11 protein-coding genes, 1 tRNA gene and 2 pseudogenes are annotated in these 13984 nt (G+C 68.4%); 9 read left to right on the forward strand and 5 right to left on the reverse strand.

What is annotated here, in order from left to right; translation table 11 throughout:
- The 3 genes from ACLP4W_RS07010 to ACLP4W_RS07020 form a co-directional block, all read left to right on the forward strand.
- On the forward strand, positions 1 to 128 hold a 128-nt coding region (locus tag ACLP4W_RS07010; protein WP_442385430.1), incomplete at its 5' end, for a DUF4244 domain-containing protein.
- A gap of 35 nt (positions 129 to 163) precedes the next feature.
- Positions 164 to 454: a TadE family type IV pilus minor pilin gene (locus ACLP4W_RS07015; RefSeq protein WP_442385431.1), complete on the forward strand. Its 291-nt coding sequence runs from the start codon at positions 164 to 166 to the stop codon at positions 452 to 454.
- A 40-nt stretch (positions 455 to 494) separates the two neighbouring features.
- Positions 495 to 782 carry an Rv3654c family TadE-like protein gene (locus ACLP4W_RS07020; RefSeq protein ID WP_442385423.1) on the forward strand — a complete coding sequence of 96 codons (288 nt, stop codon included), beginning with the start codon at positions 495 to 497 and terminating at the stop codon, positions 780 to 782.
- 82 nt (positions 783 to 864) lie between these two features.
- Here the strand turns inward: ACLP4W_RS07020 and ACLP4W_RS07025 are convergent.
- From ACLP4W_RS07025 to ACLP4W_RS07035, 3 genes and pseudogenes are all read right to left on the reverse strand, one after another.
- Positions 865 to 2241 (reverse strand): annotated as a pseudogene (locus ACLP4W_RS07025) (PE family protein).
- Positions 2242 to 2459: 218 nt separating this feature from the next.
- Positions 2460 to 3494: a PAS domain-containing protein gene (locus ACLP4W_RS07030; protein ID WP_442385424.1), complete on the reverse strand. Its 1035-nt coding sequence runs from the start codon at positions 3492 to 3494 to the stop codon at positions 2460 to 2462.
- 380 nt (positions 3495 to 3874) lie between these two features.
- The gene (locus ACLP4W_RS07035; protein WP_442385425.1) at positions 3875 to 6190 is read right to left on the reverse strand and encodes a DEAD/DEAH box helicase; all 2316 of its coding nucleotides are present in this window, start codon (positions 6188 to 6190) and stop codon (positions 3875 to 3877) included.
- A gap of 258 nt (positions 6191 to 6448) precedes the next feature.
- Here ACLP4W_RS07035 and cspA point away from each other — a divergent pair, with 258 nt between their 5' ends.
- From cspA to topA, 3 genes are all read left to right on the forward strand, one after another.
- Positions 6449 to 6652, forward strand: coding sequence for a cold shock protein CspA (cspA, locus tag ACLP4W_RS07040; RefSeq protein WP_036363014.1), 204 nt, complete (start codon positions 6449 to 6451; stop codon positions 6650 to 6652).
- A 181-nt stretch (positions 6653 to 6833) separates the two neighbouring features.
- Positions 6834 to 7424 carry a hypothetical protein gene (locus tag ACLP4W_RS07045; protein WP_442385426.1) on the forward strand — a complete coding sequence of 197 codons (591 nt, stop codon included), beginning with the start codon at positions 6834 to 6836 and terminating at the stop codon, positions 7422 to 7424.
- A 194-nt stretch (positions 7425 to 7618) separates the two neighbouring features.
- Positions 7619 to 10432 carry a type I DNA topoisomerase gene (gene topA, locus ACLP4W_RS07050; protein WP_442385427.1) on the forward strand — a complete coding sequence of 938 codons (2814 nt, stop codon included), beginning with the start codon at positions 7619 to 7621 and terminating at the stop codon, positions 10430 to 10432.
- A 12-nt stretch (positions 10433 to 10444) separates the two neighbouring features.
- On the opposite strand, the gene ACLP4W_RS07055 is transcribed toward topA, so the two are convergent.
- Entirely contained in the window at positions 10445 to 12073 is a 1629-nt protein-coding gene (locus ACLP4W_RS07055) for an adenylate/guanylate cyclase domain-containing protein (RefSeq protein ID WP_442385428.1), read from the reverse strand.
- A 155-nt stretch (positions 12074 to 12228) separates the two neighbouring features.
- Between ACLP4W_RS07055 and ACLP4W_RS07060 the strand changes: the two genes are divergently transcribed.
- From ACLP4W_RS07060 to ACLP4W_RS07070, 3 genes and pseudogenes are all read left to right on the forward strand, one after another.
- On the forward strand, positions 12229 to 13452 hold the full coding sequence (locus ACLP4W_RS07060; protein ID WP_442385429.1) for a DNA polymerase III subunit delta': 1224 nt from the start codon (positions 12229 to 12231) through the stop codon (positions 13450 to 13452).
- Between the two features lie 26 nt (positions 13453 to 13478).
- A tRNA-Thr gene (locus ACLP4W_RS07065) sits at positions 13479 to 13551 on the forward strand.
- Positions 13552 to 13573: 22 nt separating this feature from the next.
- Positions 13574 to 13717: pseudogene (locus ACLP4W_RS07070) on the forward strand (hypothetical protein); the annotation flags it as partial.
- Positions 13718 to 13844: 127 nt separating this feature from the next.
- Here ACLP4W_RS07070 and ACLP4W_RS07075 read toward each other — a convergent pair.
- On the reverse strand, positions 13845 to 13984 hold a 140-nt coding region (locus ACLP4W_RS07075; protein ID WP_442385432.1), incomplete at its 5' end, for a cutinase family protein.

Genomic DNA, 13984 nt, shown 5'->3' on the forward strand with positions numbered 1-13984 from the left:
TCGAATACGCCATCGGCACGATAGCGGCGGCCGCCTTCGGCGCGATCCTCTACACCGTCGTAACCGGCGATTCGATCGTGTCGGCGCTGACCAACATCATCGGTCGCGCTCTCAACACCAAGGTTTAGCCGGCTGTGCGGGTGCCAGCACCGTCGAGGCGGCACTGGCGATCGCCGCGCTGGTCGTGGTGCTGGTGCTGTGCCTGGCGGGTGTCACCGCGGTGTCGATGCAAGTGCGCTGCGTCGACGCCGCACGCGAGGCCGCCCGATTGGCCGCGCGCGGGGATGAACGCACGGCGGTCGATGCCGCTCGTCGCATCGCGCCCGTCGGGGCACGGGTCCAGGTGCATCGGGACGGCGACTTCCTGGTGGCTACCGTTATTGCGCGCTCAAAGCTGTTGCCCACCTTGGACATTGCGGCCAGAGCGGTCTCGGCGGAGGAACCCCGGGGATGATCGGGGATCGGCCACCGTAGTCGCGGCCGCGATAATCGTGGTGCTGCTGTGCGTCACCGGGGCGGGGGCATATCTCGGCTCGGTGGTGGTGGCACGTCATCGGGCGCAGGCGGCAGCCGACCTGGCCGCGTTGGCCGCCGCGGCCCGGCTGCCGTCCGGAATGGCGGCGGCGTGCGCGCGCGCCACGGCGGTGGCCCGCGAGATGCGGGTCGACGATGCCCGGTGTGAGGTGGACGATCTCGACGTCGTCGTCACGGTCCAGGTGGCTGTCGCCTTCGCCGGCGCGGCCCGCGCCGCCGCGCGGGCGGGGCCGGCCGACACCGCGTAGTCCGATTGCCCTGTTTCACAAGGCCCGTCGACACGCCGGCAAGGGACGGGATGTCCCGGAAGCAATGAGCGCCCGCGCCGCGCTACACCAGCCCCGCCATCCCATCCAGGCCCAGCAGCAGCCCGCCGGCGCCGCCGGTGCCGGGGGTACCGAGCCTGAAGGCGTTGCCGCCGTTACCGCCGTCACCGATCAGCCCGGCGTTACCGCCATTGCCGCCGTTGCTGCTGGTGATGCCGAACCCACCTTCGCCGCCGTTACCGTCGTTGCCGATCAGCCCGGCCTTGCCGCCTTGACCGCCGGAACCCCCGCCGACGACCGCGGAGAGCCCGCCAGTGCCGCCGGCCGCGCCGGAGCCGGAGAGGATGCCGGCGTTGCCGCCGGCCCCGCCGTCACCGCCGCTGCCGCTCGATGAGTCTCCGCCGGTGCCGCCGGCGCCGCCGGAGCCGGAGAGGATGCCGGCGTTGCCGCCGGGTCCGCCGGTACCGCCGGTTCCGCTCGATGTGCCCCCGCCGGTGCCGCCGGCACCGCCGTGGCCGAACAGCCCGCCGAACGCGCCGGGTCCGCCGGTACCTCCGGTGCCGGTGTCGCTGAACCCGCCGGTACCGCCGGCGCCGGTGGCGCCGAACAGCGCGGCGGCCACGGCCCCGCCGGTGCCGCCCGTCCCGCCGGCCACGCCGCCGGTGCCGCCGGTTCCGCCGGCGCCCGCGGCGGCCACGGCCCCGCCGGCCCCGCCGGCCCCGCCGGACCCGCCGATGCTGCTCAGTGAGGGCCCGCCGGCCCCTCCAGCGCCGCCGGCGCCGAAGAACAGCCCGCCGGCCCCGCCGGCCCCGCCAGTCCCACCGAGGCTGGTCGAGCCTCCGCCGGCGCCGCCGGTGCCGCCTGCGCCGAAGAACAGCCCGCCGGCCCCGCCGGCCCCGCCGGTGCCGGCGCCGCTGCCGCCTGCCCCGCCGACCCCGCCGGTGCCGAACAGCCCGGCAGCTCCGCCGTGACCGCCGGGCCCCGGGGTGGCGCTGTTCACGCCCGACCCGCCGGCCCGCCGTTGCCGATCAAGATCCCGCCGGGGGCGCCGTTTTCTCCGGTCCCGGGGGCGCCGTTGGCGCCGTTGCCGATCAGCGGGCGCCCCAACACCACCTCGAAGGGCGCGTTCACCAGGTTGAGCAGATCCTGCAGTGGCGAGGCGTTGGCGGCCTCGGCGGCCGCGTAGGAGCCCGCGCCCGCGGTCAAGGCCTGCACAAACTGGTCATGAAACGCCGCCCCTTGGGCGCTGAGCGCCTGATAAGCCTGGCCGTGCGCCCCAAACAACGCAGCTATGGCGGCCGACACCTCATCAGCGCCCGCCTCCAGCACCTCCGTCGTCGTGGCCGCCGCGGCGGCGTTGGCTGCGCTGACTGGAACCGATACTCGCCAAATCCGTTGCCGCCCCTGTCACGATCTCCGGGGCCGCGATCACAAACGACATATGGCACCTCCTACGCCATGGCCAATGAGCCATGCCGAACCAGCCAGCGCCCTGTCGACGTGACCAGTCGGCACCATCGCATTTTATGGCGATCCGCGGCCGAACAACCAATGTCGCCAAGGAAATTCTTCGATACGTTTCCGGGTGCCGGGCGGACTCGTGGCTGCCTACGTCGTCGTGCTATCGGTCGCTGTCGAACGACTGTCAACAGTGATGAGTTAGGTTGCGTCGCCTGGGGCTTTCGCCAATCCCGCTGCGGCGACTTCCTCGTCGGTAGGCAATCGCAGCGAAACGAGTCCCGCGTAGGTATCCGGTTCGAGTTCCACCCTGTTGACCGTGACGTGCACGGGGACCCAATCGACGTCGTGCCCGCGCATTCGCAGCACTCGATTGGTTGCGCCGTCGGCGAATTCCTCTGTCATAGAAGAGATCAGGTGCTCGTCATCGGGATGAACCTTCGGCCTGCCCGCTTCGCCCCGCCAGTCGTAGAAGGTGCAGGGCTCGTCCAGCCATTTCAACAGGTTCCAGCTTTTGAGGTCGACGAGTGCCCGGTGGACCCCGGCCTGGGCCAGTCCCTGGAGGATCCGCTGCGCCAGATCGTCTGTCGATACCACGGGGTCCTTTAGTTCGGCACGCCAGTTCATGGCCCGCGCGACCAGGTGGTCTCGGCTGCCCGGTCCCGCCTCCAAAGTGGTGCGCGCGACAAAACCTATCCGGATCGGATTTCCCTGCCAGTCTGTGAGATCCCATGTGCTGCAGAGCGTCTGGTCGGGCTTGGCCTTGACCGCCATGGCAAGCACCTTGGTTTCGTTCGGATTGAGTTCGCGCGACGGAAGATCTTCCGCGAAGGCCCTGCCGAAAGTGACCTCGACGTCGGGATCTTTGCCGCTGTTGGCCAGCGACTCCCGGGTGTCGGTGGCCACGCCGAGGGTCAGGTCCCACTTCAGCGGCCCGGGGATGGGCCGCTCGGAGGGTTCGGCGTCGGCGGGGCCGGTCCACACATGCACACCGTGGATATGGCCGTCGGACATGACCACCGGCTCGGTGCGGATGACGCGGTCGCGCTTGGTGGTGATGCTGGTCAGGCTCTGGCCGGTTTGCACCGTCTCGGCGATCGCGGTCCGGACCGCGGCAAGATAGGGACTGCGGCGCAGGAACGTCGTGATCGGAACGAGGTTTTTGAGTTGCCGCCCCTGCGCCACTACGGCGGGCTCGCCTCCTAGCGTCTCCACGAGCAACCAGTCGTGGGCCATGCGGCCGATTTTACGAGAGTGAGACGAGTCGGTGCGGCTCGGGTAAACCGTACGCCTGCCGTGGGTTTGCCGGTTGCAGTTTGCAAACGCCACCGCGGCCTTGATACTTTTCTGCTTCGCCTGCGTAGTAGTCGGGATTGCGAACGGCTCGTGTTGTCCGACCGTTCGTTGGTGCGATGGCGCACCCGCATTTCTTGAGCCGATGGAAATGCGCTCCCGAGCCGGGCCCTACCAGGCAGCCCCGTGGAGGTCGACCGTCGAGGGGTCGGTCGCCGTCCGCCGGCAAGCGGTTGCCAACCCGACGTCGACAGACGGGCGCGCGACCTCAGGTTTTGCCAAAATTTCACCGCCCCGGGCGGCGGCTCGACCGGCGGATTTGCTCAGCGTGATTGGTGGCCCAACTCCGCCAGCACCAGTCGCAGCACACGCACCGCACCCGCCTTGTCCAGTGGGTCGTTGCCGTTGCCGCACTTGGGCGATTGCACGCACGACGGGCAGCCACTGCGGCATTCGCACGCCTCGATGGCCGCGGCCGTCGCGCTCAGCCAGGTGCGGGCCTTACGGAAGCCGCGTTCGGCGAATCCCGCCCCGCCCGGGTAGCCGTCGTAGACGAAGACGCTGGGCAGCCCGTCGGGACCGACCGCGGTGGACATGCCGCCGATATCTCCCCGGTCGCAGCTGGCCACCAACGGCAGCAGGCCAATGGCCGCGTGCTCGGCGGCATGTAACGATCCCGGAATCTGCGGTGCATCAATACCGTTGTGCAACAACGCATCCGGAGTGATCGTGTACATGACCGCGGTGGTGGGCAGCACGTGCTCCGGCATGTCCAGTTCGATGAAGTCGATCACCTCCCCGGAAAGCCGGCGGCGCAGATAGCCCACCACGCGGTGGGTGACCCTGACCGGCACCAGCCCCAGCGTGACGGGCCCGAACCGGGAGCGTTCATCGGTACCGGTCACGGCGATGTCGGTGATTTCCCGCGCGAACGTGGCATAGCCGGGATCCTCGGCGTGGACGAACGCAATCGCATCCTCGGTGTCCAGCGAGTCGACGACGTAGCTGTCACCCTGATGCAGGTATACGGCTCCCGGGTGAACGGAGGCCGGGGCCTGACCGACCCCGACGCTGCCCAGCAGCCGACCGGTGTCCGCTTCCACGATGACGATCTGACCGCCCGTCGAGCCGCGGATGTCCATGGCACCATGCGGCTGTATGCCGGGCGCGGGGAAGTACTTGCCGTTGCGCCGCCGCAAAAGCCCGTCATCGATCAGACTCTCGGCCACCTCTGTGGCACCTAGCTCGCGGACCTCGGCTTCGTCGAGCGGTAGTTCGGTGGCCGCACAGAGGAGTTGGGGACCGAGAATGTAGGGGTTGGCCGGATCGATGACGACCCGCTCGACCGGCTTGTCCAGCAGCGCGGCGGGGTTGTGGACCAGGTAGGTGTCCAGCGGGTCGTCGCGGGCGATCAGCACGACCAGCGCGCCCTGGCCCCGTCGGCCCGACCGGCCGGCCTGCTGCCAGAACGAGGCGACCGTCCCGGGGAACCCGGCGAGCACCACCGCGTCCAGCCCGGCGATGTCGACACCCAACTCCAGGGCGTTGGTGGTGGCCAGGCCGCGCAGCCGGCCCTCGGCCAGGGCCCGCTCCAGCGCGGTGCGGTCCTCGGCGAGGTAACCGGCCCGATACGATGCCACCGTCTCGGTCAGCGCCGGTGCGATCTCGTCCAGCCGCGCCCGCGCAGCCAGCGCAGTGAGTTCCGCACCACGCCGCGACCGGACGAACGTCAGGGTCTGCGCTCCTTCGGCGATCAGGTCGGCCATCACGCGTGCCGCCTCCGCACCGGCGGAGCGGCGCACCGGCGCGCCGTTCTCCCCGGTCAGATCGGCCCGCAACGCGGGCTCCCACAACGCCACCGTCCGCGCCCCCTGTGGTGAGCCGTCGTCGATGACCTCCTCGACCGGAAGGCCGATCAGTTCGGCGGCCGTCGCGCCCGGCGAATCCGTCGTCGCGCTGGCGAAGATCACCGTCGGCGCAGCTGAATATCGCTCACACAGCCGCAACAGCCGGCGCAACACCATCGCCACGTTCGAGCCGAAAACGCCACGGTAGTAATGACATTCGTCGACAATCACGAATCGAAGGCCGCGCAACAAGACGGCCCAGCGGGCATGGTTGCGCAATATCGACAAGTGGATCATGTCGGGGTTGGAAAACAGCCAGCGGGAGCGTTCGCGGGCAAAGCGGCGCACCTCGGCGGGACTGTCGCCGTCGTAGGCGGTGGGCGCGACGTCATGTAGTCGCGGAACGGCCGTGGTGAGCGCGTGCGCGGCGCGCAACTGGTCGTGACCGAGCGCCTTGGTCGGCGACAGGTACAGCACCCGGGCCCGCGGGTCGGTCGCCAGCGCGTTGAGGACCGGGAGCTGATAGGCCAGCGACTTGCCCGACGCGGTGCCGGTGCTGACCACCACGTGACGGCCGGCGTGGGCCAGCTCCGCGGCCGCTGCCTGGTGCGACCACGGGCAGCTGATTCCGCGGTCGGCAAACGCGCGAACCACGTCGGGCTCGGCCCACTCCGGCCAACTGTGCGGCCGGCCGCTCCGGGATGGCAGCTCGGCGACATGGCGCAGCGGATGCTCGCCCGCGGCGGCGCCGGCGAGCGCGACGGCAAGCAGGTCGCCGCCGAAACTCGCCACCTCACACCCTCCAAGAATCCGTTCCAGGGTCTATCCAGGACACAAGTCTGTCGCGGACGCGATGAACATGGTTGACTGATTGCGGTCGCAGCTTCTGTGTTCGTGTCAAACTTTCGCAGGAACAACGTTGCGGCCGCGGTTCCTGCGAGGTTATCGGTCGGGTGAAGTTCCGGCGACTCTGCTAGGTATGGCGGTCGCAAGCGGCCCGGGGCACCGAAAGGCGGCGCCCCGCACCCAGAGAAAAGGAAAGATCGAGAAATGCCACAGGGAACTGTGAAGTGGTTCAACGCGGAGAAGGGCTTCGGGTTTATTGCCCCCGAAGATGGTTCCGCGGATGTTTTTGTCCACTACACGGAGATCCAGGGAACGGGCTTCCGCACCCTTGAAGAAAACCAGAAGGTCGAGTTCGAGATCGGCCACAGCCCTAAGGGCCCCCAGGCCACCGGAGTCCGCTCCGTCTAGGACGAGCTGATTCTCCACGGAACCCCCCGTGCAGTCCCGCTTAGCGGGTCCCGCGGGGGGTTTTCGTTTCCTGTGTAGGGGTGCCAAACAAGCCGGTCATAGGCCCGGCTCACCCTTCACCCGAACCGCCGCGCCGCATACTTCAAGGCGCGGACGGACGACCTGGCCTACTGTCGGTGGCGTGAGCCAGCTGTCGTTCTTCACAGCGGAGTCGGTGCCGCCCGCGGTCGCCGATCTCTCCGGGGTGCTGGCGGCTTCCGGCCAGATCGTCCTGGTTGGCGCCCCGGAGGTTCGGGGTGCCCGCCTTTCGGTAGTCGTGGATCAAACCTGGCGCGCCTCGGGCCTGGCCGAGATGATCCACGATGCAGGCCTGGTACCCGAAATCATCCGCACCGACGAAGACACCCCGTTGGTGAGGACGGCGGTCACGCCTTCGTTGTGCTCGATCGCCGCCGAATGGACCCGCGGCGCGGTCAAGACGGTGCCCCCGCGGTGGCTGCCCGGGCCGCGAGAGCTGCGGGCGTGGACGCTGGCGGCCGGCAGCCCGGAGGGCGACCACTACCTGCTGGGTCTGGATCCGCACGCACCCGACACCCATTCCCCGCTGGCGTCGGCCCTGATGCGGGTCGGGATCGCACCCACCCTGATCGGCACGCGCGGCGGCCGGCCGGCGCTTCGGATCAGCGGCCGTCGCAGGCTATCGCGCCTGGTAGAGAATGTTGGGGAACCCCCTGACGGCGCCGACGCGTTGCCGCTGTGGCCCGGGCGTTAACCGGGCGTTAGGGCCTCCGATTTTGACGGCCGGTTTGCGCAGGCCCGCCTAAGGGTGCCAAATTGTCAGGTGCCCGAAAGCGAAGGAACGCTGGCGTACCTGAATTTCACCGGAATTTCGGAAGCTGGCCTGTCATCCTTCCTGCAGGGTGGTCTCGCAGCGGGGCCGGGATGAGAGATGGAGCGTAAGCGCAGTTGGCTGACCCGAAGCTAAAGGATCCAGAAAGCCCCAGCACCGGCGGAAACGGAAGCCGCCGGCGACTCGTCATCGTCGAGTCGCCGACCAAAGCGCGCAAACTGGCCGGCTACCTGGGCTCCAGGTACATCGTCGAGTCTTCGCGCGGGCACATCCGCGACCTGCCCCGGGCCGCGGCCGACGTGCCCGCGAAGTACAAGTCGGAGCCGTGGGCCAGGCTCGGGGTCAACGTCGACGCCGACTTTGAACCGCTATACATCATCAGCCCGGAGAAGAAGAGCACCGTCAGCGAACTAAGGGGTCTGCTCAAAGACGTCGATGAGCTTTACCTGGCCACGGATGGTGACCGCGAGGGCGAAGCCATCGCCTGGCATTTGCTGGAAACCCTCAAGCCCAACATCCCGGTCAAGCGGATGGTCTTCCACGAGATCACCGAACCCGCGATCCGCGCGGCCGCCGAACACCCCCGCGACCTCGACATCGACCTGGTCGACGCGCAGGAGACCCGTCGCATCCTGGACCGGTTGTACGGCTACGAGGTCAGCCCGGTGCTGTGGAAGAAGGTCGCACCCAAGCTGTCGGCGGGCCGGGTCCAGTCGGTGGCCACCCGGATTATCGTCCAGCGCGAACGCGACCGCATGGCGTTCCGCAGCGCGGCGTACTGGGACATCATTGCCCAGCTGGACGCCAGCGTGTCCGACCCGCAAGCCCAGCCGCCCACCTTCACCGCCCGGCTCACCAGCGTCGACGACCAGCGGGTCGCCACCGGCCGCGACTTCGACTCGCTGGGTCAGCTGCGCAAGGCCGATGAAGTGGTTGTTCTCGACGAAGCCCGCGCAACCGCGTTGGCGGAAGGACTTCGCGGCGCACAGCTGACCGTGGCGTCAGCGGAGGAGAAGCCCTACACCCGGCGCCCTTACCCGCCGTTCATGACGTCGACGCTGCAGCAGGAAGCCGGCCGTAAGTTGCGGTTCTCCTCGGAGCGCACGATGAGCATCGCCCAACGGCTCTACGAGAACGGCTACATCACCTATATGCGTACCGACTCCACGACGCTGTCGGAGTCGGCGATCAACGCCGCGCGAACCCAGGCGCGTCAGCTCTACGGCGAGGAGTACGTCTCGCCGTCGCCGCGTCAGTACACCCGTAAGGTGAAGAACGCCCAGGAGGCGCACGAGGCGATCCGTCCCGCCGGTGAGACGTTTGCCACCCCGGACGCGGTGCGCCGAGAACTCGACGGCGACGAATTCCGGCTGTACGAGCTGGTGTGGCAGCGCACGGTGGCCTCGCAGATGGCCGACGCGCGCGGCACCACGCTGAGCCTGCGGATCGCCGGTATGTCGGGCGACCGTCAGGTGGTGTTCTCCGCGACCGGCCGCACCATCACCTTCGCCGGCTTCCTCAAGGCCTACGTGGAGACCGTGGACGAGTTGGCCGGCGGTGAGGCCGACGACGAGGAGCGCCGGCTGCCCCATCTCACCGAGGGCCAGCGAGTGGACGCCCTCGAGCTCACACCCGACGGCCACGCCACCAACCCGCCGGCGCGCTACACCGAGGCGTCGCTGGTCAAGGCGCTCGAAGAGCTGGGTATCGGCCGCCCGTCGACGTACTCGTCGATCATCAAGACCATCCAGGACCGCGGCTACGTGTACAAGAAGGGCAGCGCTCTGGTGCCCTCATGGGTCGCGTTCGCCGTCACCGGTCTGCTGGAGCAGCATTTCGGCCGGCTCGTCGATTACGGCTTCACCGCCGCGATGGAAGACGAGCTCGACGCGATCGCGTCCGGCCAGGAGCACCGCACCAACTGGCTCAACAACTTCTACTTCGGCGGCGACCACGGCGTGCCCGACTCGGTGGCCCGCTCCGGTGGCCTCAAGAAGCTCGTCGGCGTCAACCTCGAAGGCATCGACGCCCGAGAAGTCAACTCCATCAAGCTGTTTGACGATGCGCAGGGCCGCCCCGTCTTCGTCCGGGTGGGCAAGAACGGACCCTACCTGGAACGCTCGGTGACCAACGATGATGGCGAACCCACGCCCCAGCGAGCCAACCTCAATGACTCACTCACCCCCGACGAGCTGACGCTGGAAGTCGCCGAAGAGCTTTTCGCCACACCGCAAGAGGGACGCGTCTTGGGTGTGGATCCGGAAACGGGCCGCGAGATCGTCGCCAAGGACGGCCGGTATGGACCGTACGTGACCGAAATCCTGCCGGAACCCCCCGCCGACGTGAGCACTGAGCCCGCCAAGAAGGGTAAGAAGGCCACCGGCCCCAAGCCCCGGACCGGTTCGCTGCTTCGGACCATGGACCTGCAGTCGGTCACCCTCGAGGATGCGCTGAGGCTGCTCTCACTGCCACGGGTTGTCGGTGTGGACCCGGCATCGGGTGAGGAGATCACCGCGCAGAACGGGCGCTATGGCCCATACCTCAAGCGCGGCAACGATTCTCGTTCATTGGCGACCGAGGATCAGATGTTCGACATAACGCTCGAGGAAGCGCTGAAGATCTACGCCGAGCCCAAACGCCGTGGTAGGCAAAGCGCTTCGGTGCCGCCGCTGCGCGAACTGGGGACCGATCCGGCGTCGGGCAAGCCAATGGTCATCAAGGACGGCCGATTTGGGCCGTACGTGACCGATGGCGAGACCAACGCGAGCCTGCGCAAGGGCGACGACGTGGCGTCGATCACCGACGAGCGCGCCGCCGAACTGCTGGCCGACCGCCGAGCCCGGGGTCCGGCGAAGCGTCCCGCGAAGAAAACCGCCCGCAAGGGGACGGCCAGGAAGGCGCCGGCCAAGAGGGCCGCCAAGCGCAGCTAGCCCGGCCCAGGTCTAAAAGCCCGGGCCGATCGCCTCGCTGTGCACTTCCTCGGGAGCGACCCGTGTGGGTGCGGAGTCCGTGGATGCGGCCAGCTTCACCGGCCGCGCCAGCTGAGTGGGTGCGGCGCGCCCGCGCAGTTCGACGACCTCGCCGACATCCCAGCACAAGGCCTCGGCGTCCAGCGCACCGCTGACCGCAATCGCCGACGCGAGCACGTGGCCGCCCTCGAGCTTGGCCAGCTCGGTGAGCCGCGCGGCCTCGTTGACCGGGTCGCCGATCACTGTGTACTCGAAGCGGGCCTGCGCGCCGATGTGGCCGGCGATGGCCCTACCGGCCGAAACCCCGATCCCGAACTCCGCGGAGCCGATCACCGGCAGAAGTTCGTCGTGCAGCTCACGGGCGGCCGCCAGCGCCCCGCCCGAAGCGTCCGGGTGTTCGATGGGCGCACCGAAGATCGCCAGCGCGGCGTCGCCCTGGAACTTGTTGACGAACCCGCCGTGCCGGCCGACGGTGTCCACCACCACGCGGAAGAACTCGTTGAGCAGGTGGACCACCTCGGCGGGCGGGCGGGTCGCGGCCAGCTGGGTGGAGCCGACCAGGTCCACGAACAGCACCGCGACGTTGCGCTCCTGGCCGCCCAACTCGGTGCCGCGCTCAAGGGCCCGGCGGGCCACGTCTTCGCCGACGTAGCGACCGAACAGGTCACGCAGCCGCTGCCGCTCGGACAGGTCCCGCACCATGTCATTGAAGCCGGCCTGCAGCAAGCCCAGTTCGCTGGCGTCGTAGATCTGCATGTGCGCGTTGTAGTTACCGCGCTGCACCTCGGACAGTGCCCAGCGCAGCTGACGCAGCGGGTCGGCAACCGACATGGCCACCAGCAGGGTGCTGACCAGCCCGATGACCAACGCCGCCAGCGCCAGCAGCAAAATCGGATTGAACAACTTCTCCGCTGTGGCATGCAGCAGCGAGGCCTTGTCAGCCACCACGGCCAGCACGATCGCCAGCAGCGGCACGGCGGTGGACAGCGTCCAAGTCAGCATCTGCCGCAGGATGACACCGGGTGCCTTGACGTTCTCCGGCACGCCGCCGCGCAGGGCCGCGACGGCCACCGGCCGCAGCACCCGCTCAGACTGCAGGTAGCCGATGATCGCGGTCGCGGTGGCGCCCAATGCCGTGGCGACCGCGACCACGGGCGCCGTGTTCTTGGCCACCGACCAGCTGGCGACGATGAACACCACACCGCCGATGCACCAGGCCACCGTGCCGGTCACCGTGCGGTAGAACGGCATACGCAACGCGCGGCTACGGGCCAGCTCGGTGGCAGCCGGATCGGCCTCGGCGAGCAGATTGTCGCGGCGCTGCCATCGGAAAACCGGCAACAGCAGTATGAGGTTGAACACGGCCGTGGCGAGGAACAAGGTGATCACGACGCTGATGAAGATCACCAGGTTGACCGGTGGCAGATCCTGCAGCTGGATGCGGTCTTGGGGCGGCAGGCCGTAGCGCAAAAAGCCCAGCACGAACAGGCCGCCGATGATTTCGGCCTGCAGCATGCTCAGCGTGAACAGCGGCCACGGGGTACGCACCACCCATTGGACGAATGCGCTGATCCGCCTTGGTAGCGCTGCCGCGGTTGCCATCAACCCACCGTATCCGGCAGCACGGACTTGATGGAAAACGACAAGTTTCTCGGCAAGTCGCCTAAAGCTGCCCAAACGGGCCGGAATGTAACGGAATCGTCGCGATCAGGTGGCCGACCGGTATCTGTCGGCATGGGTTACTAGTGTTACCGATGATGTCCGGGGTGTTTACGCGGCTGGTAGGCCAGGACGCGGTGAAAGCCGAGCTGCTCGCCGCCGCCCGAGCCGCCCGTGGTGATTCAGTTCACAGGCTCGCGGGCGACGGGACTATGACACATGCGTGGCTGATCACCGGTCCACCGGGTTCGGGGCGCTCGATTGCGGCTTTGTGCTTTGCGGCCGCGCTGCAATGCACGTCCGATGCGGATCCGGGGTGCGGGCGCTGCCGGGCCTGCACGACGACGATGGCCGGCACCCATGCCGACGTGCGTCGGGTGATTCCCGAAGGCCTGTCCGTCGGCGTGGACGAGATGCGCGCCATCGTGCAGATCGCGTCGCGCCGTCCGACCACCGGACACCGCCAGATCGTCGTGATCGAAGATGCCGATCGGTTGACCGAAGGTGCCGCGAACGCGCTGCTGAAGGTGGTCGAGGAACCGCCGCCGTCGACGGTGTTCCTGCTGTGCGCGCCGTCGGTGGACCCCGAGGACATCGCGGTCACGCTGCGATCCCGGTGTCGGCATGTCGCGTTGGTGACCCCGTCGACGGAGGCGATCGCGCGCGTGCTGGTCGAAAGCGACGGCCTGGACTCCGAGACGGCCAACTGGGCGGCGTCGGTCAGCGGTGGTCACGTGGGGCGGGCGCGCCGGCTGGCCACCGACCCCGAGGCCCGGCAGCGACGTGAGCGTGCGCTGGGCCTGGCGCGCGACGCCGCGACCCCGTCGCGGGCCTACGCCGCCGTCGAAGAATTGGTGGCCGCGGCCGAAGCCGAGGCTGTGGTACTGACTGCGGACCGCGCCGAGGCCGAGACCGAAGAGCTGCGGACGGCGCTGGGGGCCGGCGGCACCGGTAAGGGCACCGCCGGGACGTTGCGGGGCGCCACGGGTGCGATCAAGGACCTCGAGCGGCGGCAGAAGTCTCGTCAGACCCGGGCATCGCGCGACGCGCTGGATCGGGCGCTGATCGACCTGGCGACGTATTTCCGGGATGCGCTGGTGGTGTCGGCCCAGGCCGCGGTGGTGCGCGCCAACCATCCGGACATGGCCGACCGGGTGGCCGCGCTGGCCGCCCACGCCTCGCCCGAGCGGCTGCTGCGCTGCATCGAGGCGGTACTGGAATGCCGCGAGGCGCTGGCGATCAACGTCAAACCCAAGTTCGCCGTCGACGCCATGGTCGCGACCATCGGCCAGGAGTTGGGTCCGTCGCGGGCGCTGCCGTAGACTCGTGCCGCCCGGCATGAGGGTGTGCCGCCTTAGCTCAGTCGGTAGAGCGATTCACTCGTAATGAATAGGTCGGGGGTTCGATTCCCCCAGGCGGCTCCCAGGCCCCAGGCGGCTCCCAAAGGTGCTCAAACCATCTGCATCAAACAACCAAGTTGAGCTGCCGTTCACCGGCCTGGGCAATGCCGAGGGTGTGGCGGTGGACACCGCAGGCAACGTATCCGTCACCGACTTCGACAACAACCGGGTTCTCAAGCTGCCGGCGGGGTAAAGCACTTCGCGTCAGGTCATATCGAGGTCACAGGCCCGAGTTTGTAGATCTAAAACCATTCTTTCAGAGCACCGCGGTCAGAACACCGCGATGTATGGGAGCTGCCAAATCTCCCATTCGGCTAGAGCCGACTCGCGGCGAAAGTCGCGGCCTGATTAACCATCCCGGACTGCACATAGCGAGAGTGCGCCGACGTATCCCCGCCGTCGGAGCAAATCGGATCTCCGGGATTACACAAGTCAATGGCCTTAGCCCCATACA

This window comes from Mycobacterium sp. (genome assembly GCF_052145595.1).
GTDB lineage: Bacteria > Actinomycetota > Actinomycetes > Mycobacteriales > Mycobacteriaceae > Mycobacterium.